Here is a 25457-nt window from a genome sequence, read left to right as displayed (position 1 = left end):
AGAGAGAGAGAGAGAGAATAACCTGCCGTAAGCTTCTTCTTTATAAAATTCCATATAATAAATTCTACACAAGAATATATCGCGCATGTGTATATGAGTGCGTGACAATCTATTTATTCCTTTCACATTTACAACAACCTGATATTTTTGCCTCCCTGCAAAAATATTTAAACACATGTGCCATACCCTGTACGGATATGGAACTTCTTTTGAAATTACATTTTTCCAACCTGAATAAAAACAAAAAACTATGCAGAAATTAAAAAAACTATTCGCAATCATGATGCTTGTCATGGGAGTACATTCCTTCATGCAGGCGCAGGTGACTATCGGATCAAGTACCGAACCGAACAACGGGGCGATACTCGACGTCAAAAACAATGACAATACCGTTAATGCTAATGGAGGAATTAATTTTCCTCGGGTGCTCATCACGAACTTTACCCCGACTACAGATAACGATTTTGCAGCTTCGATAGGAGCTACAGACAGTTGGGACAGGCAGAAACACATAGGCCTTGTGGTCTACAATACCGGAACTCATGCAGGTCTGCATATTTGGGACGGTACGCAATGGACAGCAGTCGGTGGAGGCGGCGCTTCCCCATGGAATATTTCCGGAACCTCGAATGCAGCCACATCAAATACCGATAATATTTACCAGATGGGAAGTGTATCTGTCGGAATAAGCGGGGCTGCCGATCCTACTGCAGCTTTAAATGTAGTTTCAACGAATAAAGGAGTATTACTTCCAAGAGTGGCGTTAACAAGTTCTACCGACAATGTAACGATACCCAATCCAACGACCGGCTTACTGGTATATAATACAGGAGCCAGCGCGAGTTTCACCACTATAGGCTATATGTTCTGGGACGGTTCACAATGGAGACTATTCGCCAATGCTTCTTCGGAATCTGCAAGAGCTATTTTGAATTGCGCAGGAGCTCAAATGAGTCCTGCCCAACAGATCATTGGCGGAACGAGTATTATAGCAGGTACCGTATTACAAATTCCATATACGGGTGGTAACGGCGGTAGCTTTAACGGCGCCACGCTTGTTTCCACCGGCAACCCAGGCGTAACCGCTACCATCGCAGGCAGCATGTTGTCGGTAGGCAACGGTGTGCTTAACTTCTCGCTATCAGGCATACCTACATTAGACCAGCAGGCGCCTAACGGTATTACTTTCGATCTTACACCTTTTCTCAATGCTAATACCGACATTTCCGGCTGCAATCAGGTAACCGTAGGTAACACGCTGACTGCCTCGATAGAAGAAACCGCAGTGATGGGCAATTTTATGCTCGTTACGGATAATACGGGGAATGACACGGGCACACGATATTATGCCTTGCAGTGTAACTCTCCCGACGGCAAGTTTTCGATAAGGGCCGAGGTACCTGTTACCCAAACATCTGTAGCATATGGGAACCAGTATCTTAACGTACAGGTGAGAAATAATCAGAGCTCCGCTGCACCTGTAATATGGAACTTCAATACCGACTATGGAGGCTCCCTCAGTACTTCCGGTGTTTTAACTATTCCGGCTCAGAGATGGGGTGGCGACCAGGATAGCGGCAGTACCTGGACTAATGCCACGGGAAGCAACACCAGCTATGGTGCCTACTGGGGACAAATCGGCATTTATGATGCTGAAAACTATGGGCCTGAATATAGGCGTTATACATGGATTCCGCTAGGAGCAAATAATAAAGTATCTTATGAGGCTACCATTATGGTGGCGCTGGATACAACTACCCCGGCAACAGCAGTACACCCGACATTGATAAAATGCTATATTAAGTTTAGCCAGGTAACAGCGCAATAGCTCCATTGAGATGATATAGATATAATAAATGTAAACTGATATGGAAATAAAATAGCTTTGTTTACCCCCCCTTTATACTCCAAAACAAACGAGGGACGTTGAGAAACGTCCCTTATCTGCAATATCAATCAAATACCCCAGCCGGAGCAGGCCTACAGATTTTTTTTCTGAAAAATCAAAGATTAAACGTGATTGTTCAATCTTTGGAAAATAATTTATCTATGTATATATGGCTTTCAGCCGGTAGCTCTTTGAAGTATTGAATGACTCCCTCAATCCTCCAAGGGACTTACAGAGAGACTAAAAAGTAATGGATAGAAAAAGTGTAACCTTTATTGCCTTTTCAAAGTAGTATGTATTGAGTAATAAATAAAGAAGTACGAGATACAAGTTGTTTACTGAAACAAGTGTTACTTTTGTTACCTTTTTGAATTTTCAACCGCCAAAGCGAGGGTGAGGTAAAACTTGCCGAACCAATAAGTATTCGGTACTATAACAAAAAAAGAAATAATTTAAAATATTTTTTCGCCTTGTTCGTCATAGTTTATAGGGATGCATCTTACTTATAAAAATGAGTATGAAAATAAAAACAAGTATAAAATGTTTAACAGAAGAAGCCGTGAAGTCATATCTTTACAAATATTCGAACGAAAATGCACCGGCTGCGAAAATTGTGTGGAAAAATGCCGTCGTAAAGTTATCGGCATGACATACAAAGACGGACGCAGTTATGCAACAGTGGAATATCCCGAAAGATGTGCCGGATGCGGGAAGTGTGAATTTGTATGCCCTTCGGATGCAATAGAATTAATAACAGCATAATAACGGATAATAAATAATAAGATGAATAAGAAAAAGAAGTTTTTAGGTATATTGATATTTATAGCAGTGTTTGCCGCGTCCATAGCCATAGTTATGTTACTCTGGAATGCTCTGATACCATCCATCGTAGGCTGGACTGCAATAAATTACTGGCAGGCCGCAGGCTTAATGATACTGTGTCGCCTCTTGCTCGGAGGATTCGGACGGTTTGGAAAAGGTCATTTTTTCAGAGGACGGGGCCATCACGATCATCGCCACTTTCACGATCTGAGAGAACGTATGAAAGGTATGTCACGGGACGAACGCCGTGACTATATCCGAGAACATATGAGAGCAGCACATTCCTTCGGAGAACGATTCAAAGAAAACAGAGAAAATTCTCAATCCGGCAATAAGCCAGAATAAGCAAATATGACAACAGATTTGCCACAGGAGCAGGACGCTTCCGGTATTTTCAAAAAATACCGGACACAACTCAGGAATTATATCTCCAAACGGGTATTCTCTAAAGAAGACGGGGAAGACATCTTGCAGAATGTCTTCTACCAGCTTTCGAAGATCGACCTGATAGAAAAGCCTATCGAACAGGTTTCGGCATGGCTCTATTCGGTTGCCAACAACCAGATAATAGACCGTAGCCGTAAACACAGGGAAGAGGAGATGAAGACCGTTATCTCCGACAACGGTGAGGAACTTTTCCTTGCCGAGGTTACAGGGTTATTACTCGACGAAGACTCATCTCCCGAAACAGAATATCTACGTTCTCTGGTTTGGATAGAACTGGAAGCGGCGCTGGCCGAACTACCGGAAGAGCAGCGCGAAATATTCGAACTGACAGAGTTGGAAGGCTATTCTTTCAAAGAAATATCTGAAGCAACCGGTATAGGAGTCAATACGCTTATCTCCCGTAAACGCTATGCAGTGCTGCATCTGCGCGAGCGATTAAAAGACCTGTATGACGAGTTGCTCTATAGTTAACAATTGAATTTCGTTTTTTCCATCCTTTTATCTACAACTACCTCCATCTCATTCCTTTTATCATTATATACAGCTTTCGACCACATAAATATCTGTAAAAAATAAACACGCCTATACCGCAATCTACATAAGACTTTACTATTTTTATAAAAAAGATTATATCCGATGTTACAAATTTTGGAGACCTACGTTATCTATATAAATAACAAATAGGTCTGCGACCTTAAAATGGAATTAGAGAGATTTAAATCGACAGTGATACCCTTACGTGAAAAACTGCAGATTTTTGCAAAGGGTATACTAAAGAATGATATTGACGCGGAAGATGCTGTTCAGGAAACATTCTTGAGGCTATGGAATGTACGCAGTCAGCTCAATACGCATCCCAACATCGGAGGATTCGCAATGCAAACATTGAAAAATATATGTATCGACAGATTAAGAAGTGAACGCTACGATGTCGCTATCGACAATGTGGCTGTAAGTACTACTGCCGTTACTCCATATACATATACCGAGCAAAACGATAGTGTGACTGTCATTCGAAAAATTATAGACACGTTGCCCGAAACCCAGCGGAGAATAATGCTGATGCGCGATGTGGAAGGTTATGAATTGGACGAGATAGCGGAAATTATGGGAGCCGAAGCCGCCACGGTGAGAGTCAATCTCTCCAGAGCCCGGAAGACGGTCCGGGATAAATTTATAAGTATCAATAAAGCAATATGACAATATGATGAATGATATTGATAAAATATTAGAAAAATACTTCGACGGGGAAACATCTCTCGAAGAAGAAAAGATACTACGGCAATATTTCCGGCAACCGGAGATTGAAGAACGGCACAAAATGTATGCTCCTATTTTCAATTTCTTTTCGGAGGAACGAAAGGAAGCCGTCATTGAAAAGAAAAAAAAGAAAATACCTGTATATGCATGGGTGAGCATAGCCGCCAGTATACTGATACTTCTTACGATAAAATCCGTCCATACAGACATGGAAAGCGAAGCAGTCAAATCGATGCTGTATATCGACGGTAAGAAAATAACGAATATGCAAACAATCAATTCCGAAGCGCTGATATCGATAGAAAATGTATCGGAAGTAGAGGCCGATGTCATCGATTCGCAGATAGGAATACTGGATTCTTTCACAGAATAAAACAACAGATTATGAAACATAGACTATTTATATTAACCCTCATGCTACTGACAGCCACAATCACAGCTTTGGCTCAGGACGGACTGAAAATTAAAGACATATTCGACAAATATGGCAAACGCGAAGGTTCGGTATTACTGCAATTGTCGTCCGATGTTCTTTCACAGGGAAGTAACATCACTTCTTACAAAAGTCTCATTCTGGACGAAAATACCCAAAACAGGATGGATATAGCAGAAGCACTGAAGTCCGACACACGCGGAAAGTTAACAATTTCGGAAGTGAAGAAAGACGGCCTAATAGAATCGGGTTCTTATTATCTGGGAAAGGATAAAACGAATAATAGTGAATTTATCCTGTATAAGAATAAAGGCAGGAAAATCACCCTTGTTTATCTGAAAGGTAATTTCCCGTCGGGACATCTGGATGCCGAACTGAAAAAGTTGAAAGACCTCTTTATCTATGTCAATAACAAACGTATTAAGTTACAATAAAACCAATATATTATGAGACAACTAATAATTATACTTGCATTTTCCTTATTCACAATATCTGTCTTTGCCGACGATATAAAGCAACCGCAAGATACAATCATCAGAACGGTGGTAACCGAGACCGTTACAGATACCGTTACCGGACTAGTAACCACAACCCGCACCGAAACAGAAAAGATAATACCGACAGTCGTCGAACCCGAAAGTTCGGTGATGTATGACGGATCGTCTTACAATTTCATCTTTTCGTGGAAAAAGAAGAAACACCTCAGTCCGCACTGGACCGGCATAGGGATGGGTTTCATGAATTACGACGATATTCCTAATGGAAATTTGAAAATGAGTACATCGCATAATTTCACAGTCAACATAATCGATTTTCACAAACAGATAAAAAACTCCAATTGGTTATTGGTTAGCGGTATCGGAAGCGAATGGTCACGGTATCATTTCGATGATAATTCCGCACTCACAAAGAAAGATGGGATCACAGTTTTTGAGCCTGCACCGGAAGGAGTTAATTATAAAGCAACTCAATTAATTGCTTATTATGTTACCATCCCTCTCTTACTGGAATATCAGACTTCCAATTTTCATATATCGGGAGGTGTAGTAGGCTTCCTAAAATACTATTCCAAATCTCAGGTGAAATTCAAAGATGACGAAGGTACACATAAGGTAAGTATGGGACAGGACCTGAATATCCGCCCTATAGATATGAGATTCAGACTTCAGATGGGGATAAATAATGTAGGCGTCTATGGTTACTATGCCCCGTTCTCGATGTTTAGCAAAGATAAAGGACCTGATCTGAAGACATATACTATAGGTATTATGATTGGTATTTAGATAATTAGATTTTGTAAAAAGCTTATTATTTAAGTTTAATGTTGGATTTTTCTAACGCGCCTGTCAGCTTGTTTTTCATTTTGCCTTGATGCAAAACGAAACAAAAAATCAAGGCGGCGACCCTCGGCGACCCAAAACCGCAGCTTCGGTGGCGCAAAATAATACGGATTCATCTTCAGTTGGATTATCAACCGTGTATAGCAGCTACCATATTTTGCCCTACACCTCCGCTTTACGGATTGGGTACCCCGCCTGCGGGACGAGGCCGTTACCGCGATGCGGCGACAGAACAGAGGCTTCTCATGCTTTAGCCCCACGTGCGTCAGCCCTTGCGCATTAGCGACGCAGGCGGGGTACCCAATCCGTTGCAGGCGGCGTAGAATCAAACGGGGCGATAGCCCGTGTGTTTGATTCAGCCGACGAAACGGTTTTGGGTCGCCGAGGAACGAAGCGCTAGCCTTTTGGTTCGTTTTGGGCAATGCCAAAATGAACATTTAAGCGCAACGAAGTGAAGCAGAAAATAATAGAACTTATAAATACATCACTAATCTTTATTAACTGCTTAATACTAACAATGTAGTATATTCATTAAACATTAAAAATAACCTTTATACGAAAAGTATTTTTCTCAGTATAATCATATCGGGCTTCGAAGTTATTCTTATCACAGATAGATTTCACGATATTAAGTCCAAGCCCCGATGAATCTTCAGCCTTGTGGTGAAAAGCCATCCTGTTGAACAGATTAGCTGATATGTCCCCTTCTGCGCAACTATTACTTATGACCAGTTGCGTTTGATCGAGATGTATATCTATCCGCCCATCTGCGATATTATGCCTTACAGCATTGCTTAGCAGGTTGGATAATAATATTTCCGCCAATGTGGGATTTATAAAAAGTGCACACGGTTCTATCTTGGTGGTGAGAATAAGACTCTTTGCTTCAAACAACTCTTCCAAATCGGAGAGGTAGAGAGAAAGGAGTTTCTTCATATCCACTTCTTTCTTTTCCTCATACTGATTATTATTTATTTTGGTAATCAGCAGGAGCGATTTATTTAATTTCGACAACCGGGATACAGCCCTCGATATAGCCCTTACGGACTTGGCCTGTTCTTCATTCTCCATCAAACCTGTGTTCTGCATCAATAGATCCAGCTTCGATTTTATGATAGACAGCGGCGTTTGCATTTCATGCGAAGCATCTTCGGTAAAGATGCGGGAGTTTTCGTAATCTTCATTGATTTTATCCACCATCCGCATAATAACATCATTGATCTCGTCAAACTCCTTGATGCCCGGATTCTTTAGTTCGAGAACAGTATTTGCCTTCAGGTCGTATTCGTGCAGTTTCCGGAGATTGTCATCAAGCGGTTTCCATATATTTCTTTTCAGCAGATGTTCTACCACATATGTAAATGATATAAGCAGGATAAACAATATCAGAAGTGATGATACGATAGCATAGAACAAATCGTTCGATATCATTGTAGGCTGGTTGATATTGATCAGGTGGTGTTCATCCTTGTACGATACTGTGAAGTAGAGCTGGCGGTAGGGCGTGAATGTGCCCGTCTCCTCGCTGTACATAATTGTATCTTTGAAAACTTCTTTGGAGAATATGTCCGGGTCTGCAATCCGTTTCTCTTCTATTCTGGCGGGTTTAAGAACGAGTGTCGCCGCCAGAGGCAATGTATCGTTCCGCGCGACAAACTGCTCTATCCTTTTTTTTTGATCATTCAGCATCTGATCGCTGGAGTAATGAATAAAAAAACGGAAGATAAAGAAATGAGATACCGCTCCTATAACCAGTACTACAAGTATGGAGATAAAAAGATATTTCCGGATCAATTTTATCAGAGTCATTCTTCCGAGAATTTATATCCGATACCGTAAACCGTCTTTATATAATCTTTACACCCGTTGTCGATCAGTTTCTTTCTCAGATTTTTGATATGATTGTATATGAAATCGAACGAATCGGCTGTCAGGCTCATATCATCACCCCACAAGTGTTCGGCTATATCTTCTTTACTCAATACCTTATCCTCATTCATTATAAAGTAGAGAAGCAAATCGTATTCTTTTCGGGTAAGCACTACTTCCTTCTCATTCACAAAGAGCCGGCGGTTGTCGAACTGAACGGTCAGTTCATTGAATTTCTTTTCATTACTCCCTTTAAAACCTCTGCGGCGAATAATGGATTTGATACGAGCATTCAGTTCCGACAGATGGAAAGGCTTTGTCAGATAATCATCGGCCCCGATATCCAGTCCTGTCAGTTTATCGTCCAGAGAGTTTTTTGCCGAAATGATAATCACCCCCGCATCTTTATTCTTACTTTTCAGTTTCCTTATAATGTCCAGTCCGCTTCCTCCGGGCAGGTTTATATCTACTACCACACAGTCATAATCATATAACGCGACCTTCTCCTCAGCCATAGAGTAAGTAGTTACGGATTGGACCGAAAAAGATTCCGAAACAAGAAATTCGGTAATCGATTCCAATAGGTCTATTTCATCTTCTATAATCAATAGATTCATACGGTTATCAATATTTAAGTAGCAGAAAAATTTAAAGATATACTATCAATAGTTAATTACTACCGTTTTACTTCCCTCAATAAGGAACAGGTTCTTAGAATTACAAATCTACTAAATTATATTTTAAGTCTATCTCTAAACAGAATGCCTGTACAAATAATGTACAGGCATTCCCATGGAAAAAATAGTTGTATCACCCTTTTATCAGACTTCCCTTATGGTCAAAAACCAAACTTCTGTAGTATGAATGATAACCATTCCCTCCAAATCTGATTTTTATAAAATATTTACCGTTGCCTTTTCTTTTTGATACCATAATCATATGGTCGGGATAATTCTTATCAAGATATTTCTTTATCGTTTCGGGTAGCTGCTCCGGCGAAATATTTCCTTTATAATATGTCTTATGCGGATATCCGCTGCCATACCCCTTCATATTCGCACCGATTGCAGAAACAGAACCAATACTGATTATCATAAATACTAAAAGCGCTATTTTTTTCATCTCTGTAAATTTTGTAAATACTATTTGCTTCCGGCTTCTTTAACAAACATACATAACGAATCTGTAGAGATTCTGTAGCATAAAATATTTTCCAGTATTTAAGTAGTCGCCTAAATACACGACATCACAAATAAAACGCCTATCTTTGCACCCTGTACAGTAGGCCGGTTTGCCGCTGGCTGCCGTAAGGCGGAAAGAGGAAAGTCCGGGCAACACAGAGCATCGTACTTCTTAATGGGAAGCTGCTTGTGAGGGCAGAGTTGAAGGTAACAGAGAATAACCGCCCCTTCGGGGGTAAGGGTGAAAAGGCGGGGTAAGAGCCCACCGCCCGTGCAGCAATGTATCGGGGCCGTACCACTTGCGAGTTGTAAGACCATGTATACCGGCGCATGTAGGGCTGCTCGCCCGATGCCGGGGGGTAGGTCGCTAGAGCCTGCCGGTGACGGCTGGCGTAGATAAATGGCAAACACCTTGCCTGGCAAGGAACAGAACCCGGCTTACAGGCCTGCTGTATTTTTATTGTTTGAAATGGATGAGAATCGGTAATGTAAAATATACAGGTACAGTCACACCGTTTTGCTTACCCGGAATCCATTTAGGCATGGATCTTATCACGCGTGCAACTTCTTTATCATATGCAGGTTCCACGCCTCTTATCACTGTCACATCAGTCACCTCTCCGGTTTTTGATACCACAAAACGAATCGTAACACGTCCCTGTATACCCGGCTCATATACCGAAGCCGGAATTTTCAGATTTTCATTTATAAATTTATGCATGGCAGCTTCGCCTCCCGGAAACCGGGGCATCTGCTCTACTGTAATAAACGGTTTTGAAGAATTTGTATCTTCTTCAATTACAGGTGGGGTAAACTCCTCTGTGGGTGTACTCTCTGCTATTTGTTCAACTGCTTCCGCTTCAGAGTCTACAGCTTTACTTTCCCGGATAACTTCGCTTTTTCTCTTCTGCCTGGTCTCCGTAGATTTTTCGGGTTTATCATTATAGAAATAAAATACAGCAAAAGCTGCAACAGCAATAAAAAGTACGGTCAGAGCTTTTATTACAAATGAGTTATTGTTTGATTTTTTACCGCTACTTCCGTTTTTGTCATAATTGTCTGTCTGTTTTTGATAAACCATAGTGTTAAAGTTTAATTATATATAGTGTCAGCGCTCACTTTTATTATACTCTTTCGGTCGAAGGGATTCTTTATATACGGGATTCCAATATGTAAATATCCTGCCCTGCATGCTATCCTTATAATATTCTGTTCTAAGATTGAATACCGTTACCATATATCTCAATAGCTCAACCTGTTTGGTAGTAGCGGAAGCAAATGAGTTTGTATTTTCTAAGATATTAAATATAAACTTTTTATCATTGAATGAAAAGTGTAGTACAGTATTAGACCGCCCGTTTACGATATTTGCTCCCCGCACATATTCCAGATTGACAGAACTCCCGGAATACTTGAGATTACCGTTAAAAAAGATATTTATTTCATTAGCCGGACTAAAGGTTATTTTCACCCGCCTCACAAATATGAAAACAAAGCATATAGATAATGCCCATGTGGCAAAGATAAAATAATGGATATGTTCTATCCTGAAATAGAAAAAAGCAGGAATATAGAGTATCCAGATAGGAGCGGCCATAAGAAGAATCTGCTTTATCGAATATGGTATTGCCCAAAACTTAAATTCTTTCACGGGATTGTGATGATATTAGTTTTTATTTATCTATACAAGAAAGCCACCGCAAGTTAATTAATAATTTACAATGAATAAATAACAATATATAAATTTTAATAATCCATCACAAAAACAAAATTACAGTATGAAATACACGAACAAATTAGCCGTACGCATCGTGGAAATGATAGAACAGGACTTGTGCAGCATTTCCGAAATATGCAAATCATTTAAGATCAGCCGTAAGACATTTTATGAATGGAAAAAGGCAAAACCCGAGTTTGGCGAAGCAGTAGAAGAAGCCGTAGAGCATCGTGAAGAGGTGATGATAGCCTCGGCTCGCATAGGTTTGAAGCAATTGCTGGAAGGCTATGTGCAGAAGAAAGAAAAGATCACCTATGTCCCCGATAAGAACAATCCGGTGGAAGATGTGGAGAAATGCCGTGTGGTGGAAAAGAAATTCTGTCCGCCAAGCATCTGTGCTATAAAGTATGTACTCGACCGCGAAGAAAGGAAGAAAGATAAAGACCAACTACAGGCCTCGGAACGCCGTCCGCTGGTTATCGAAGTACAGGACGAGGAAACCAAACGGCAACTGATGATCTTACAGGAGAACGGCTTCCGTCCGGGCGGTTCGCTCGATCCGGAGGTAGTGGCGGCCGTAGACAGAAAAATGGAAGAAGAACGGAAAGTGAAAAGTGAAGAATTAAAAGTGGAAAACGAAGAACTAAAAGTGAAAAGTGAAGAATTAAAAGTAGAAAATGAGCAAGAGCAAGTTATGAAACAGATGCCTGTCGCACAATCATCTGCCACCCTGAAAGAAAGGCCTCTGCGATACCGGAATCTTTTGCGAGGCTATTAATGTGTAACCTTTGTTACCTTTTATTTTTAACCACAGAGTAAACGGAGTAGCACGGAGTCTTTTTATTTACGGATGCTTCGCTTCACTCAGCATGACAAAGTTGGTTGTTCTTTACTACTAATTGTACAGAGTGTTACAAGTGTTACCTTTTTGCGTCTTTGCATCTTTGCGAGCCTTATCTCTCATCCCTGATTAAGATGAAGTTACGGAGTTTTTAGAAGAAAAAGTGATAATAAAAATTGTGTGAAAAGTCGTCAGGTTTGTCAGGTTTTGTATATAAGCTAACAGCTAACAGCTAACAGCTAATAGCTAAAAATGTGTTACCTTTTAACTACTCATGGTTAACGAATGTAAAATACGCAAGATGAAAGTAGTGGAAAACTCTCAGATGTGTCAGGTTTTAACGAAATACAGTTAATAAATATAAATAAGGCAATGAGCTATGAAATTCACTTCAGTATAACCAAGCGCAACATTGTTTACTGATGACTGTTAACTGTTCACTGAAACAAGTGTCACCTTTGTTACTTTTTCACAACAATATACGGCATTAATACGTTCCCTATTAAAAGAACAAACTATCTTTGTCAATATTTTGGATATTATATGATTGAAAAAATAACGAATTTTGTAAAGAGGATAATCCGTTTTCTTTCCTACGACATCTGGCGAATCAATAAGAAAGACAGGTCGTCGCGGAAAATAGGATTCTATAATATAATCAAATCCTTTATTCTTGCTATCCGTAATATCGACGGGGCGCAACTTTTCACGCGTGCATCGGCTCTTACTTACAGCACACTATTATCTATAGTGCCATTGCTGGCCGTATTGTTTGCCATAGCCCGCGGGTTCGGGTTTCAGAATATAGTGAAGAGCCAATTGTTCAGCTACTTTGCCGGACAGGAAGAATTATTGAATAAGGCTACCGCCTTTATCGATAAGTCTATCGAATATGCTCAGGGTGGCGTATTTCTGGGCATTGGTGTAATATTGTTGCTATATACGGTTATCAACCTGTTGTCTAACATCGAAGATAACTTCAACAAGATGTGGCAGGTAAAAACAGGACGGTCATATTTCCGTATGTTTACCGACTATCTTGCCCTGATAATAATCGCCCCTGTATTCCTGATCTGTAATGCAGGCATCACGATTTTGCTGAATTCCACGGCCGAACAACAATATCTGCTGGGACTGGTAATAAGTCCGATGATGAAGGTGATTCCGTTTCTGATTACAATCCTGTTATTTACGATATTATATATTTATATACCTAATACGAAAGTGAAGTTTACCAGCGCTTTGTTCGGTGGTATTTTCACAGGTATTGCCTTTCAGGTATTCCAGATGTTGTATATCAGCGGGCAGATATGGATATCGAAGTACAATGCCATTTATGGTAGTTTTGCCGCATTACCATTACTGTTGTTGTGGTTACAGCTAACATGGTTCTTCGTCTTGTTCGGAGTACAGCTATCCTTTGCCTATCAGAATGTGAATAAATTCAGTTTCGAACACGAAACATCCAGTATAAGCCGCAGGTACAAAGATTTTGTCCTGCTACTGATAATGACACTTATAGTTAAACGTTTCGAAAAAGGCCATACGCCTTACACCGCGGACGAGCTGTCGGAATATTATAAAATACCGACCAAGCTGACCAACGATAGCCTTTTCTATCTGCAGGAAATAGGCCTTATCGTAGAAACCCCGTCGGCAGACACTCTTGTCCCCGCTTATATCCCCGCTATGGACATCAATCATATAACAGTGTGCTACCTCTTCGAAAAAATAGACCTGCATGGCTCGGAAGACTTCGTTATCGATACCGATATATTATTCCGCAGCGAATGGGAGACTATCCTCTCCATACGGGAAGCAGCAGAAAGCAATAGTTGCAGTGATAAATTGTTGAAAGATTTGTAAATAATGTATCAGAACACAGCAACTAAATGAAATCAGGCATACAAAATCTAACGGAAGGGAAAATATTTTCTACCCTGATACGTCTTGCACTCCCTCTGATGGGTACAAGTTTCCTGCAAATGGCATATACACTCATGGCTATGTCGTGGGTGGGACGACTGGGGACTGTATCACATCCCGAAATTGCAACTAAGTCGGAGGCTGCGATAGGCGCCATCGGCATGCTCTTGTGGCTGACTGCATCGGTCGCTTATCTGGCCATGATAGGTTCGGAAGTGGCTGTCGGCCAATCCATAGGTGCGAAGAAGATGAAACGTGCTGCCATCTATGCTTCCCATTCCACCACTACCTCGATAATACTGGGTGTGATATGGATCGCCATTCTCTTTATATTTGCCAATCAGATACTATCGTTTTTCAAGCTGGAAGCCGACATTACGGAAGATGCCGTACTTTATCTCCGCATACTCACCGTCAGCCTGCCGTTTCAGTTCCTGTCCTACAATTTCACGGGTATATACAACGGAGCCGGACGCAGCATCGTACCTTTCCGCAACAATGCCGCAGGGCTTGTGCTCAATATGATTCTCGATCCAATTCTTATGTTTGGGATGGGATTGGGACTGCATGGAGCAGCAATAGGGACGGTTGCCGCGCAATTATTCGTATTCTCACTATTCTTCTATCAGATAAAATTCGGGAACCGGATATTGGGCAACTTCTCATTCTTTATCAGACCTAAAGCGATTTACCTGAAACGTATATTCTTCCTTGGAACTCCCGTGTCGGTAATGAATTCGCTCTATGCCATCATCAATATGAATCTGGCGAGGGTAGCATCTATTCATGGCGGGCACCTAGGGCTGATGACTCAGACCACAGGCGGGCAGATAGAAGCTGTGACCTGGAACACATCGCAGGGATTTTCCACGGCTCTCAGTGCTTTTGTAGCTCAGAACTATGCTGCCAATAAACTGGAAAGAGGAAAGAAAGCCTATTACTATACCATACGGGTAATGCTTACATTGGGTATTGTCGTCAGCATCTGCTTTATGCTGTTTGGGGCACAGATATTCGGTATCATCGTACCCGAAGAAAATGCAATGGAAGCAGGAGCACAATATCTGTTCGTAATGGGACTGGTTCAGATATTTATGATGTTTGAGCTTACCACACAGGGAATGTTCAACGGAATAGGGCGCACCATAGAGCCCGCCATTATCAGCATTACATTCAATGCACTACGCATCCCGCTTGCTTACTATCTGGCGGCGCAAATGGGTATAACAGGTGTCTGGTGGGCAATTGCGATTTCAACTATCTGTAAAGGGGTTATATTGCCGACATGGTTTGCAATTGTTTACAGAAGGATAAAGAAAAAGAAGCCTAAGGTCAGTTAGCAGTCAACAGTAATCAGTTAACAGTCAGACAGCTTCCGATTCTTCATTCTTTGTTTTTCACTTGCACCTTATCTATATATTTGTTGAGGGTTATGTTTCAACAAGCGCTCTTTGGCAGCCATTTCATATTTAGTACCGGGACGTCCGTAATTACAAAAAGGATAGATACTGATTCCTCCACGTGGAGTAAAGATACCTACTACTTCAATATATTTCGGGTTCATCAGATTTACAAGGTCCTTCATTATGATGTTTACACAATCTTCGTGAAAAGCGCCATGATTGCGGAAACTAAACATATATAGTTTAAGACTTTTACTTTCCACCATCTTTACATCAGGGATATAATTGATGTGGATAGTAGCAAAATCGGGTTGTCCGGTAATCGGGCATAAACTTGTAAATTCGGGACAATTGAATGTTACCCAGTAGTCGTTACCCTGATGCTTGTTTTCGAATGCTTCCAATACTTCGGGAGCATAATCATCTTTATACTCTGTTTTAGCGCCAAGATGGCTCAATCCTTCTATTCCCATTGTCCTTTTATTTTTAAATAATTCTCCAAACCTTGTTTACGCAGCTTACAGGCGGGGCAATGTCCACAACCATCAGCTATAATGCCATTGTAACAGGTCAGGGTTTGAGTGCGCACAACATCGAAAACGCCCAATTGGTCGGCTAACTGCCATACAGCAGTCTTATCGCGCCACATCAACGGTGTATGAATCTGGAAGTGCTCATCCATCGCCAGATTGATCGAAGCATTTGCCGATAGTATAAACGTATCCCTGCAATCGGGATAACCGCTGTAATCGGCTTCGGATACACCTGTCACAATGTGACGGATACCATGCGAGCGGGCTATGACAGCCGCGAAAGTCAGAAACAACAGATTCCGCCCCGGAACAAATGTATTCGGGTACGAATCGGCTGGTTTTTCCTGATCCATTACAATATCACTTGTCAAAGAGTTTACAGACAACTGGCTTATAATAGATGCATCCAACAACTGGAAGGGTACACCTGCATGTCCGGCAATTGACTGTGCCACCTCTACCTCTTTAGAGTGGCGTTGACCATAAGTAAAGCATAGAGTGCGAACGGAAGAAAAGTTTTCAATAGCCCAGTAAAGGCATGTTGTAGAGTCCTGTCCACCTGAGAACAAGACCAATGCTGGTTCTTTTTTATTCATTAATTCTTTGTTTTTTACGTGGTTGTTCCTAAGCTACACGGACAGGCGAAAGCCTTTCAGGTACAAAAGTAGTAATTTTTAATAGGAATTAATTCAAAAAAATCAAGAAAGAATGATTCGTTGGTAGCAAAGGTTTATCTCCGGTCGGGTATTGGATTCTGTAAGCCTACGGTACAAGAACAAAATAATGGCAATCTGAAACAAACAAATGAACATACAAAAAAGAGCTACAATAGGTAACTGCAACTCTTTTATATTCATTAATAGCTTATGTGCTTATTCAACTTCCAGCACATTTACCATCTGAGGTTCTACATCAGCTTTACCTTCTCCGTCCACCTGCTCTACTTTCTGGATGAATACATGTAAGAGTCCTTTTTCCCGCCATAGCTCGGTATCGAAGGACGGTTCCCATGAACCGAGGGAAACATCGGTCAAGTCACTGATCTCCCATTTGTTTTTCTTTATGTCTTTACAAATGGCAACCGAGGCTTTCTCTCCCCTCTCTTCATCCCGGAACAGTAGGTATAATTCTGTCGATTTGCCCTTCACCTTTGCTACTACTTGCGGGCGGGATATCGGGATACGTTTCGTCCCCATTCCTTTCAGGGAGAATGGCGTTTTGCGAAAACCCAGATTTAAGTCATTCCATTTCTTACCTGTATAGTAAACGATATGGTATTGTGGGATATCCGAATCCTGTTCTCTCCAGTAAGTCGCTATATAGGGATTCCCTTTAGCATCGGTAACCATCGACGTCTGATTGATCAGCTCGCTATTTTGGGGTATAGGACAGGCTATTTCCGATTTTGCCACGGTAATCGGCAAACTGTACTTTTCGCCTTTCGAGTTTTCCCATGACACACCGCCATCGGAAGACCTCGCATAACACAAGTCGTGATTGGTGGCAACATCGGCTGTTTCACGCCATACCCACGACAAATGAATAATCCCTTTGTCGTCTATGCATGATTGCCAATAGGCATTGCGCTGGTTTTCACCATCAATAAAGTTTTTCTGTATTTGAGTCCAAGTCTTTGATTTCTGGTTATACCTGTTCATAACGAGGTTCCCCCTACCCGACTGCCCGTCACGATACATGAATATCAAGTCTCCATCGGGCATTTTCAGAAACTCGGGATAGGTAACATTCGTTTCCAGGCTTCCGGTCATAGGCTGCTTATCACCGAGTTCGAGGGAATAAGGCGCTATCCCTTTTGCATAACGCAACGGATGCCCGTGATGGTCCCATGAAACATGCAGATAACCATCTCCGTCGGTCATGATACTGATAGAATTGTGAGCATCGGATACATTACCTTTATATTGGGTTTTACTTATAGTCCAGCTATCCTCTCCAATATTGCGTTTACCTAACGTAAGGAAACCGTCGGGATCGTAATAGGCTATAAACTGGACATTGTTATGGGTAACGAGTGAATTTTTGCGAAATACAGTCACATTCACAGAATTGTTTGACCAGCCCGGCGCCACAGGGATCAGCTTCTGAGCATGAGCTGATAAGGAGAATAGTATAATACTTATTAATAGGTACTTTTTTATTTTCATGGTTATAATTTTCAGTCCGGACTATTCGGCTTTTTGATAAACACGTACATAGTCGATTTCGTAGGTCAAAGGAAATGCATTATCATCCGGTGTGCCACCATTTCCCCCGATAGCCAAATTTAATAAAATATAATGAGGCTGCCTAAAAGGATTCATATTTTTACCTATCGAACCATTCTGAGTATCTTTGAGTAAAGTTTCGTTTACCATCACATCATCTATATATAAACGAATGGCATCCGCATCCCAGTCCATACGCCATACGTGGAACTTATCGGCCCAAAAGGGGTCTTTATCTGTAAAGTTGGTAAATGGTATTATCTCCGAGTCCCATTTGGCATCGTATCTTTTGTCTGTTCCCCATGCTGTATTGGCCAATATGTGAGGCTTCCCTCCTACCAGATAATATTCCATCAGGTCTATCTCCCCGTTCGACGGCCATTCCATAGAAGTCCCCAGTGTCCAGATGGCAGGCCATGAACCTGTTGCGGTAGGTATCTTCGCCCTGATTTCGAAACGGCCATACCGGAATTCTTTTTTTTCTACCGTTTTTATGGAAGATGACGTATAACCGGCATATTCACGGTTCCTCCTCCAATCGGAACTTCCCGGTTCATAAGCAGGGTTCTTTACCTGCTCCCTCCTGCCCTGTATATTGAGTACTCCGTTCTTGCATACCGCGTTGTCGGGCTGATACCATTGCAGCTCCTGATTCCTTACAAAGCCATTTTCATAGCTCCATACATTGGAATCAGGCTTACCGTCTTTGTCAAACTCATCGTTCCAGACAAGATCCCAGCCTTGTATATCTTTAGGAATAGCATTGTCTGCATTTATATGATCGAAGATATCCAGATTCCATCCGTCCATCCATTTCAATACAGGCATACCATTCTCGAAGAGTATCGGAAGCCAGATATATCGCCCGTCGATAGGGTCCTTAGGTGTCCATCTGTCTCCCATAAAAACAAAGGCGTCTTTCTTTCCGGCGACCGGCAATATATAGGTACTCTGCGAATGGAATGTAAGTTCCGCATCTTTCCCTACACAAGGATTCGAATGCAACGTCCACGGCCCCCAGATATTACCGGCAGTGAGCAAACGAGCAGCATTCGGCGCCCAACCCGTACATCCTGATGTTATCATAAAGTAGCGTCCATCTTTCTTGAACACAGCAGGGGCTTCGTTATGCCCCCCCGGTTCTATACGGATGTATTTTCCCGTATAACCTAAGTAATCGTCCGTCAGTTCAGCTATCTGAAGTGTAAGGTTTTCTTCTGATGCATAGATATGATAGGCCTTTCTATCATCATCTACATATAAAGTCATATCGCGGGACATCTGCCCTACTGCAAAATCGCGACGGGTGAATAATCCGTCATCCACAGCTTTATGCCATTCGGGAGTCCACCAGTCTTTAAAATCGGTAGATTTTATTGTTGAAGTTTGCTGCTCTGTGGTCATATTCACAGGCCATTTACCGGCATTCACCCTGCTATTCTTTATAAACCGGTAGGGGCCTACCGCATTATCACTCACAGCGATGCCGACATTGGCTGCCGCATAACCTTTGCCTTTGAGTTCGAGATGGAAATACATCACAAACTTTTTAGTATTCTCATTGTATATAACTTTGGGACGTTCTATTATGCAGCCTTTTACGATAGGGCTACTCCTATCCTCCGAAACAGGCAGAGCTACACCCTCGTTCTTCCAGTTATACAAATCATCGGATGAATAGCATGTGACGCCAACGAACGCAGAGTTGGACTTTCCTCCTTTATGCTCTCCAAACCAATAGTACTTTCCATTGTGATAGAGAATACCTCCTCCATGCGCGTTGATATGAACACCTTTATCATCGGGCCAAAGCTGGCCGGGGCGGATAATCTGTTCTCTGTTTTGTTGCGAAAAACAGGGAAGACCCGATAACATTAATAAGCCTGTCAATAAAAGGCTATAAATACTTCTATGTATATTTTTCATTATTATCGTCTTAAAACACCAAGATAGGAGATCCTTCCACAGAGCTCCTATCCTGGCAATCTATTTATTTACAATGAATCTTAATTTACCTTATCTTGGTCAGCCACAGCATCCTGCCATGAATCCCATTTAGGAGTTGCAGCGTCATAACCATCATAACCGTAGTTCTGGCTAAGCTCTCCTTTATTATTAGCAGTAATCGCAGCATTTGGAATAGGCCACAAGAAGTTACATTTGTCCATCTGGTAATTGAATGTATTAGGGCGAACACTTCTTGGTCCCTGATTGTACATACCATAGCGTGTTACCCGCTTATACCAGTAGCTACCACCATTCAAGTCTGTACCGGATTCTTTATACAATGTATTTACATCATAGGTACCACCCCACTCATCTGGTTTCCCGCTCAGGGCAAGGCAATACGATACACGTTTCAATTCCACATTGCGCCACTCTTCCAGGTATAGTTCACGAGCGCGTTCGTCCATAATATCGCCGATAGTCACAGTAGTGTATAGTTCCGTACATTTCGCTCTCTTCCTCACTTCGTTTACATCTGAAGCTGCCCCTGCCGGGTCTCCCAGATAAAATTTAGCTTCGGCACGGAGAAGATACGCCTCTGCCAGGCGGTAAAGATACCAGTCGGCAATACCTCCGTTAGTAGCTCCATTGAATTGGTTGGAACTCTGGCTAGCTTCTGCCAGTACATCGTTCAAATAAATTTTGTATTGAGGCCAGTCGAACCAAACGCGAAGGGAGTCTGTACACAATAGAGCACCAGTATCCGGATGCTTGAACATAAGATTTTTACCAAACCATGTAGATGACGGATCGTTATATTTAATTGAGTCCATTCTACCCCAGTTACCAACCGTACTGTTATGACGCAAATCACCTTTATCATCTACACCATTTACTTTCCACACTCCGTTAGAAGCAAACCAAGTCAGACGCCATGTAGCAATACCACGTCCGATAGATCTGATATAATCATAATTAGCCCGGTAATTTGTATTATTGCGGGCATAATTCACAACTGCTTGTTTTCCGTCAGGCGTTTTCAGGTCTGAACCACTTGTATAGCTAGGTCCGAAAATACGCATTGTAAGGAACTCGATCATCGACTCGGCAGTCGCGCCACGATTTACCATACCCATTATTACTTCTTTGTTAGTACCGGCAAGTTTATTTTCAGGGCGGTGCAGATCCCATATTACATTGCGGGTCACTTTCCATGTTTGAGGAGAATAAGTATCTACAAAAGATCCGAAATTATCCTGCATCAATGAATAGCCGGAGCTGTTAATCAAGATATCCGCCTGGTCTTTTGCTTTCTGAAACTGACCTGTAGCCATATAGCATTTGATAAGTAACATACGGCAAGCACCTTTATTTACCATTCCTGTATATTTTATATCTTTTTGGTCCGGCACCCATTCTACGGCAAATTCCATATCTTTGGTTATCATGTCCAGAATTGCTTCTTTTTTGGTAGAACGATAATTTTGTTTAGGAACTGAGAGAATTTTAGTTACCAATGGTACGTCACCAAATTGGAAAACTAACGAAAGATAACGAAACGAACGATGGAAATACGCTCTACCCAGATAAGCATTTTTGGTTGCCTCATCCAAACCTTCCACATTATTGATAAAGGTGGTAATAGTATTTGCATATTTTATACCATTATAAGTTTCATCCCAAAAGTAGCTTCTCCAGTCTCCCGCATCATATCCGGCACCACTTGTGGGTGTCATCTGGTTTGCCACATCGCTAAACAAGGCTGAATCATCGGTCTTACTTGCTACGGATAGTTCAGAAAATAGATACTCGGTACCGATAGGCACGGAAATATTTCTGTTTTCATAGCTTGTCCAGTAGGAACGAAGGTGACGATCGGCCTGAGCCAACACAGCCTGCATACCCGATTCAGTAGTAAATGTAATCCCCGGCTCGTAAAACGACAGAGGATCAGGCTCCAAAAAGTCATCGGAACAACTGCCGAAAAATAATGAACTACACATTGCGGTTACCAGCCCTATTGCCGATAATCTGTTCTTCATATTCTTATATATCTTTTTCATGTTTTATTACAATTTAGAAGGTTAAGTTTAAACCAAGCGAATAAATGCGGGATGCCAAACCTCCATTGTTGTTGGCTCCTGTTTCAGGATCACCATATTCCCAGTCTTTTTTCCATACGGCTACATTGCGAACCGAACCAAAAATTTTCACATTCTGCACATCGAACCTTTGCAGCCACGCTTTAGGTAAGGTATAGCCTACCGATATATTTTCAAGGCGGATAAACGAGCGATCGTGAAGTCTACCGGCAGTAACTGCACCTGTAGGCCCTTGTGCATTTAAGCGTCCATATTTATTAGTCGGATTATCTATTGTCCAGTATTCTTTTGCATATGTATTCAATCCATTAGTGATTAACGAACCGGCATTATCCTGATTCAAATAATATGTTTCAAGCGATTTATGGCCCATATAAGAATATATGCTAAACGACAGGCTCAGGTTCTTCCATAAAGTAAAATCATTACGGATCGACCAATGAATAGGAGGAGATGTTTTTCCTAAGAATTGCTTATCGTTATCATTATATACCGGTGAAGTAGAACCATCGGCATTTACCTTATCATCGGCAGTATAGGAATTTTCCACTTTAGGATCGCCGGGTTTCTGTCCATATCTGGCTGCTTCTTCAACTTCATCTGCCTGCCAGATTCCGGTTACTTTATAATCCCAGATTGTACCGATAGCCTGCCCGATAAACCAACCGTTTGTTTTATCGTCCATTTCTTTTGTACCTACAACTTTTCCTGAAGCATCAAGGACATCTTCATATTGATAATAGAGATGTTTGATTTCATTCTTGTTATAAGAAAAACCAAAAGTTGTTCTCCATTCAAAATTGTCAGTCTTCATGTTGAGGGAGTTAATCGCAAACTCCACACCTCTGTTCTGCACCTCACCCAGATTGGTACCTATGCCTGAAAAACCTGTAAATCCAGGCAAACGCTGAGTCATTATCATATCGTGTGTAGTAATTGTATAATACTCAAGGTTACCAGTGATACGATCGTTTAGGAAACCATAGTCCCATCCGAAGTTCCAAGCCTCTGTCTTTTCCCATTGCAAGCCGGGATTCGCCATACGGTCGATACGCAAATAGTTCATGTTAACCAAATTACCGGAAGCATCCAGGTATCCTTGTTTTTTGTCTGTCACAAGATTGGCTATTGACACATATGGATTTTCAAGTGAACGGTTACCGTTTTTACCCCACGACACACGTAATTTCCCTGAGCTCATTGGTTTCCATTTGAAAAAATCTTCATTTACAAATGACCAGGCAAGTGCTACCGACGGGAAAGTAGCATGAGGATTATTTTGTCCGAATGCAGAGTATCCATCACGGCGAACCGAAGTTGTCAGCATATACTTGTCATCATACGAATAAAATAAACGAGCTAAGAGAGCATCAGCCGTATAATGCGTATCTTCTGACGAATAAGAACTTTTTGTTTTATCTCCGTCCTTTGTATTATGGAAGCCCAATGCATCTGATGGTAAAATATTGCGAGCTTCTATTCTGTCTTTCCAATATCTTTGTTCTTCAGCCTCCTGAACTAAAGTTACATTTACTTTATGTTTTTGAGCAAAAGTATAATCCCAATTGATTGTATTGTTAATAGACCAGTCGAAGCGTTTTGCCTGCTCACGATTTACCAGACCACCGGTACTTACCCAGTCGGGATGTTGAGAGGATTCGAAGTAGCGATCGAAGAAATATTGATAACGAGGTGAACCATTAAAGGAATAAGTAATATTGAAAGGTAATTTCACTTTTGCAGTAAAAATACTGTTCAATACCTGATAGCCTTTTTCCAATTCCATATACTGACGGTTGTAATCATAGTTCCATCCATAATTCTGACTGGCTCCCATCGGACGATATACTAAGTTACCATCACTATCGCGGTAAGATGCATATGGGCTAAGCCGTACCTGATTGGCATCCCAGTAGTTATGACCTAATCCGGGTTGGATATCGCCATCGCTACGATCCTGGAAGTTTACATTAGCACTTATCTCTAACCATTTAGTTACTGTTCCTGTAAGTTTCAGATTGGCGCGGACAGATTGATACTCATTACCAACAACGGCACCTTCGTTTTTAAGGTAACCAAGAGACATATAATAGTTCATCCGTTCACTGGCTCCCGACACACTCGCATTATAATCCTGATTGATACCCGTACGGAAAGTATGGTCGTACCAGTCGAAGGAATTTCCATCAATATAGTTCTGAAGCACAATGTCACTCAGGTTTAAGCGTCTGCCGTATATACTGGCATCGGATTCACCCGTTGCATTGGTCGTATATCCCCGCCAGGTATCAGGCGAAACTCCGTATTGAGATAAATTGTTCGGATTGTCATAATATCCATATTTGCCTTTAGTAGTACCTGTCTGATAGGCTTCGTATTTACCCGTTTCGGAGTTCACTCCGTAGGTACCGGTTTTGTACCAGTCTTCACGATATTGCATATAACCATCAGGGCTAAACACTTTACGATAATCGCTCTTGGTAGTGACACCGAAGTTTGCACTAACATTTACGACGGGCTTACCCATCTGCCCTTTTTTGGTAGTAATGATAATAACTCCACTTGCAGCTCTCGCTCCATATACGGAAGCCGCCGAAGCATCTTTCAATACATCGATCTGTCCTATATCATCAGGGTTGATTTCCGACAATTCACCGTAGAACATCATTCCGTCGAGGATAATCAATGGGTCATTGTGCCCACCTCCGGTACTTACCGAACGCTGACCACGTATCTGCATAGAACCTCCACCTTTGGCATCGGCACTATAGCCGACTGACAGACCTGGGGTTCCACGAAGAATGTCCTGAACTGTCTTTGGATTTTCGTTCGCCAACCTGTCGGGACGAACCTGTACGATAGATCCTGTCAGGTCTTTCTTTCGCATTGTCCCGTAACCGATAACTACGACCTCATCCAACATCTTGGAATCTTCTTCCAACTTTATTAGAAAACTCGTTTGGTTTTCAACATTTACTTCCTGTTTGATGTACCCTACATAAGATATCACAAGTGTAGAATTAGCCGCAGCCGGCAGTGTAAATTTCCCGTCGATATCGGTTACAGTACCTACGGTCGAGCCTTTCACCACGACAGATACGCCGATAAGGGCTTCACCTGTATTTGCATCAGATACTGTACCTTGCACCGTTCTATTTTGAGCAAATATTCCGGGTGAAAAGGTTATTAATGCAAACAACAAGAAAAATGAGAAGAAAGATTTTGGTACTGCCTTTCCGCATACCTCACTTTGCTTTTTTAAATAAGTATATTTTCCCATAGTAATTAAGTAATTAAATAAGTAATAGGTTAGTTTTTTCTCTTACAATTGATCTGCTATAGTATTCATATGAAACCAGTATGACTAAAAAAAATACAGAAAACCCCTATCCCGGATATTTTTCCCGATCCGGAATAAGAGTTTCCTGTATCAAATAATATAATAAGATGTAATAATCCTGAGAAGAATTCTTTCTCCGGACTATAAATTGGTTTATTTTTATTATATTCTCTCTCTCTCTCT

At 41.5% G+C, this 25457-nt stretch carries 22 protein-coding genes and 1 other RNA gene; 12 read left to right on the top strand and 11 right to left on the bottom strand.

Features of this window, described 5'->3' with window-relative positions; all coding sequences use genetic code 11:
• Positions 1-250 precede the first annotated feature (250 nt).
• From HMPREF9455_RS11705 to HMPREF9455_RS11670, 8 genes are all read left to right on the top strand, one after another.
• Positions 251-1828, top strand: a complete 1578-nt coding sequence (locus HMPREF9455_RS11705) for an autotransporter outer membrane beta-barrel domain-containing protein (RefSeq protein ID WP_006799910.1) — start codon at positions 251-253, stop codon at positions 1826-1828.
• A gap of 600 nt (positions 1829-2428) precedes the next feature.
• Positions 2429-2650, top strand: a complete 222-nt coding sequence (locus HMPREF9455_RS11700) for a 4Fe-4S binding protein (protein ID WP_006799909.1) — start codon at positions 2429-2431, stop codon at positions 2648-2650.
• 21 nt (positions 2651-2671) lie between these two features.
• A complete protein-coding gene (locus HMPREF9455_RS11695) occupies positions 2672-3055 on the top strand; it encodes an Asp23/Gls24 family envelope stress response protein (protein ID WP_006799908.1) in 384 nt (127 codons plus the stop codon).
• Between the two features lie 6 nt (positions 3056-3061).
• Positions 3062-3628 carry an RNA polymerase sigma factor gene (locus tag HMPREF9455_RS11690; RefSeq protein ID WP_006799907.1) on the top strand — a complete coding sequence of 189 codons (567 nt, stop codon included), beginning with the start codon at positions 3062-3064 and terminating at the stop codon, positions 3626-3628.
• A 228-nt stretch (positions 3629-3856) separates the two neighbouring features.
• Entirely contained in the window at positions 3857-4357 is a 501-nt protein-coding gene (locus HMPREF9455_RS11685) for an RNA polymerase sigma factor (protein WP_006799906.1), read from the top strand.
• A gap of 4 nt (positions 4358-4361) precedes the next feature.
• On the top strand, positions 4362-4790 hold the full coding sequence (locus tag HMPREF9455_RS11680) for a hypothetical protein (RefSeq protein WP_006799905.1): 429 nt from the start codon (positions 4362-4364) through the stop codon (positions 4788-4790).
• Positions 4791-4801: 11 nt separating this feature from the next.
• Positions 4802-5284 (top strand): DUF6108 family protein, encoded by a 483-nt coding sequence (locus HMPREF9455_RS11675; protein ID WP_006799904.1) that lies wholly within the window; start codon positions 4802-4804, stop codon positions 5282-5284.
• Positions 5285-5296: 12 nt separating this feature from the next.
• On the top strand, positions 5297-6133 hold the full coding sequence (locus HMPREF9455_RS11670) for a hypothetical protein (RefSeq protein WP_006799903.1): 837 nt from the start codon (positions 5297-5299) through the stop codon (positions 6131-6133).
• Between the two features lie 588 nt (positions 6134-6721).
• Here the strand turns inward: HMPREF9455_RS11670 and HMPREF9455_RS11665 are convergent.
• From HMPREF9455_RS11665 to HMPREF9455_RS11655, 3 genes are all read right to left on the bottom strand, one after another.
• Positions 6722-7999 (bottom strand): sensor histidine kinase, encoded by a 1278-nt coding sequence (locus HMPREF9455_RS11665; RefSeq protein ID WP_006799901.1) that lies wholly within the window; start codon positions 7997-7999, stop codon positions 6722-6724.
• On the bottom strand, positions 7996-8676 hold the full coding sequence (locus HMPREF9455_RS11660) for a response regulator transcription factor (RefSeq protein ID WP_006799900.1): 681 nt from the start codon (positions 8674-8676) through the stop codon (positions 7996-7998). Before HMPREF9455_RS11660 ends, HMPREF9455_RS11665 begins: the two co-directional genes overlap by 4 nt.
• Positions 8677-8869: 193 nt before the next feature.
• Positions 8870-9181, bottom strand: coding sequence for a hypothetical protein (locus HMPREF9455_RS11655; RefSeq protein WP_006799899.1), 312 nt, complete (start codon positions 9179-9181; stop codon positions 8870-8872).
• A gap of 156 nt (positions 9182-9337) precedes the next feature.
• Here HMPREF9455_RS11655 and rnpB point away from each other — a divergent pair.
• An RNA gene (rnpB, locus tag HMPREF9455_RS20740) (RNase P RNA component class A) lies at positions 9338-9697 on the top strand.
• Here rnpB and HMPREF9455_RS11650 read toward each other — a convergent pair.
• Both HMPREF9455_RS11650 and HMPREF9455_RS11645 read right to left on the bottom strand, forming a co-directional pair.
• On the bottom strand, positions 9698-10321 hold the full coding sequence (locus tag HMPREF9455_RS11650; protein WP_006799898.1) for an energy transducer TonB: 624 nt from the start codon (positions 10319-10321) through the stop codon (positions 9698-9700). It abuts the RNA gene before it with no gap.
• Between the two features lie 27 nt (positions 10322-10348).
• Positions 10349-10891 carry a hypothetical protein gene (locus HMPREF9455_RS11645; RefSeq protein WP_044216126.1) on the bottom strand — a complete coding sequence of 181 codons (543 nt, stop codon included), beginning with the start codon at positions 10889-10891 and terminating at the stop codon, positions 10349-10351.
• A 127-nt stretch (positions 10892-11018) separates the two neighbouring features.
• On the opposite strand from HMPREF9455_RS11645, the gene HMPREF9455_RS11640 reads away from it, so the two are divergent.
• The 3 genes from HMPREF9455_RS11640 to HMPREF9455_RS11630 all read left to right on the top strand — a co-directional run bounded on the left by HMPREF9455_RS11640 (position 11019) and on the right by HMPREF9455_RS11630 (position 15064).
• Positions 11019-11735: a helix-turn-helix domain-containing protein gene (locus HMPREF9455_RS11640; RefSeq protein WP_006799896.1), complete on the top strand. Its 717-nt coding sequence runs from the start codon at positions 11019-11021 to the stop codon at positions 11733-11735.
• Between the two features lie 606 nt (positions 11736-12341).
• The gene (locus tag HMPREF9455_RS11635; RefSeq protein WP_006799895.1) at positions 12342-13664 is read left to right on the top strand and encodes a YihY/virulence factor BrkB family protein; all 1323 of its coding nucleotides are present in this window, start codon (positions 12342-12344) and stop codon (positions 13662-13664) included.
• A 26-nt stretch (positions 13665-13690) separates the two neighbouring features.
• Positions 13691-15064, top strand: coding sequence for an MATE family efflux transporter (locus tag HMPREF9455_RS11630; RefSeq protein ID WP_006799894.1), 1374 nt, complete (start codon positions 13691-13693; stop codon positions 15062-15064).
• 68 nt (positions 15065-15132) lie between these two features.
• Here HMPREF9455_RS11630 and queF read toward each other — a convergent pair whose 3' ends face one another.
• The 6 genes from queF to HMPREF9455_RS11600 all read right to left on the bottom strand — a co-directional run bounded on the left by queF (position 15133) and on the right by HMPREF9455_RS11600 (position 25214).
• Complete coding sequence (queF, locus tag HMPREF9455_RS11625) at positions 15133-15600, bottom strand: preQ(1) synthase (RefSeq protein WP_006799893.1); 468 nt, start codon at positions 15598-15600, stop codon at positions 15133-15135.
• The gene (queC, locus tag HMPREF9455_RS11620; protein ID WP_006799892.1) at positions 15591-16256 is read right to left on the bottom strand and encodes a 7-cyano-7-deazaguanine synthase QueC; all 666 of its coding nucleotides are present in this window, start codon (positions 16254-16256) and stop codon (positions 15591-15593) included. The genes queF and queC overlap by 10 nt, the downstream gene beginning before the upstream one ends.
• A gap of 276 nt (positions 16257-16532) precedes the next feature.
• The gene (locus HMPREF9455_RS11615; RefSeq protein WP_006799891.1) at positions 16533-17825 is read right to left on the bottom strand and encodes an alpha-l-rhamnosidase; all 1293 of its coding nucleotides are present in this window, start codon (positions 17823-17825) and stop codon (positions 16533-16535) included.
• Between the two features lie 21 nt (positions 17826-17846).
• A complete protein-coding gene (locus tag HMPREF9455_RS11610) occupies positions 17847-19811 on the bottom strand; it encodes a family 43 glycosylhydrolase (protein WP_006799890.1) in 1965 nt (654 codons plus the stop codon).
• An 80-nt stretch (positions 19812-19891) separates the two neighbouring features.
• On the bottom strand, positions 19892-21895 hold the full coding sequence (locus HMPREF9455_RS11605) for a RagB/SusD family nutrient uptake outer membrane protein (protein ID WP_006799889.1): 2004 nt from the start codon (positions 21893-21895) through the stop codon (positions 19892-19894).
• 13 nt (positions 21896-21908) lie between these two features.
• On the bottom strand, positions 21909-25214 hold the full coding sequence (locus HMPREF9455_RS11600; protein ID WP_006799888.1) for a SusC/RagA family TonB-linked outer membrane protein: 3306 nt from the start codon (positions 25212-25214) through the stop codon (positions 21909-21911).
• Positions 25215-25457 lie beyond the last annotated feature (243 nt).

It is taken from the genome of Dysgonomonas gadei ATCC BAA-286 (assembly GCF_000213555.1).
Classification (GTDB): domain Bacteria; phylum Bacteroidota; class Bacteroidia; order Bacteroidales; family Dysgonomonadaceae; genus Dysgonomonas; species Dysgonomonas gadei.
Note: the sequence above shows the minus strand (reverse complement) of the source record. Positions and strands in the feature narration are given on the sequence as shown.

Coding starts and splice junctions, on each gene's coding strand:
- HMPREF9455_RS11705 (WP_006799910.1), top strand. CDS start 251: ATGCAGAAATTAAAAAAACTATTCGCAATCATGATGCTTGTCATGGGA.
- HMPREF9455_RS11700 (WP_006799909.1), top strand. CDS start 2,429: ATGTTTAACAGAAGAAGCCGTGAAGTCATATCTTTACAAATATTCGAA.
- HMPREF9455_RS11695 (WP_006799908.1), top strand. CDS start 2,672: ATGAATAAGAAAAAGAAGTTTTTAGGTATATTGATATTTATAGCAGTG.
- HMPREF9455_RS11690 (WP_006799907.1), top strand. CDS start 3,062: ATGACAACAGATTTGCCACAGGAGCAGGACGCTTCCGGTATTTTCAAA.
- HMPREF9455_RS11685 (WP_006799906.1), top strand. CDS start 3,857: ATGGAATTAGAGAGATTTAAATCGACAGTGATACCCTTACGTGAAAAA.
- HMPREF9455_RS11680 (WP_006799905.1), top strand. CDS start 4,362: ATGATGAATGATATTGATAAAATATTAGAAAAATACTTCGACGGGGAA.
- HMPREF9455_RS11675 (WP_006799904.1), top strand. CDS start 4,802: ATGAAACATAGACTATTTATATTAACCCTCATGCTACTGACAGCCACA.
- HMPREF9455_RS11670 (WP_006799903.1), top strand. CDS start 5,297: ATGAGACAACTAATAATTATACTTGCATTTTCCTTATTCACAATATCT.
- HMPREF9455_RS11665 (WP_006799901.1), bottom strand. CDS start 7,999: ATGACTCTGATAAAATTGATCCGGAAATATCTTTTTATCTCCATACTT.
- HMPREF9455_RS11660 (WP_006799900.1), bottom strand. CDS start 8,676: ATGAATCTATTGATTATAGAAGATGAAATAGACCTATTGGAATCGATT.
- HMPREF9455_RS11655 (WP_006799899.1), bottom strand. CDS start 9,181: ATGAAAAAAATAGCGCTTTTAGTATTTATGATAATCAGTATTGGTTCT.
- HMPREF9455_RS11650 (WP_006799898.1), bottom strand. CDS start 10,321: ATGGTTTATCAAAAACAGACAGACAATTATGACAAAAACGGAAGTAGC.
- HMPREF9455_RS11640 (WP_006799896.1), top strand. CDS start 11,019: ATGAAATACACGAACAAATTAGCCGTACGCATCGTGGAAATGATAGAA.
- HMPREF9455_RS11635 (WP_006799895.1), top strand. CDS start 12,342: ATGATTGAAAAAATAACGAATTTTGTAAAGAGGATAATCCGTTTTCTT.
- HMPREF9455_RS11630 (WP_006799894.1), top strand. CDS start 13,691: ATGAAATCAGGCATACAAAATCTAACGGAAGGGAAAATATTTTCTACC.
- queF (WP_006799893.1), bottom strand. CDS start 15,600: ATGGGAATAGAAGGATTGAGCCATCTTGGCGCTAAAACAGAGTATAAA.
- queC (WP_006799892.1), bottom strand. CDS start 16,256: ATGAATAAAAAAGAACCAGCATTGGTCTTGTTCTCAGGTGGACAGGAC.
- HMPREF9455_RS11615 (WP_006799891.1), bottom strand. CDS start 17,825: ATGAAAATAAAAAAGTACCTATTAATAAGTATTATACTATTCTCCTTA.
- HMPREF9455_RS11610 (WP_006799890.1), bottom strand. CDS start 19,811: ATGAAAAATATACATAGAAGTATTTATAGCCTTTTATTGACAGGCTTA.
- HMPREF9455_RS11605 (WP_006799889.1), bottom strand. CDS start 21,895: ATGAAAAAGATATATAAGAATATGAAGAACAGATTATCGGCAATAGGG.
- HMPREF9455_RS11600 (WP_006799888.1), bottom strand. CDS start 25,214: ATGGGAAAATATACTTATTTAAAAAAGCAAAGTGAGGTATGCGGAAAG.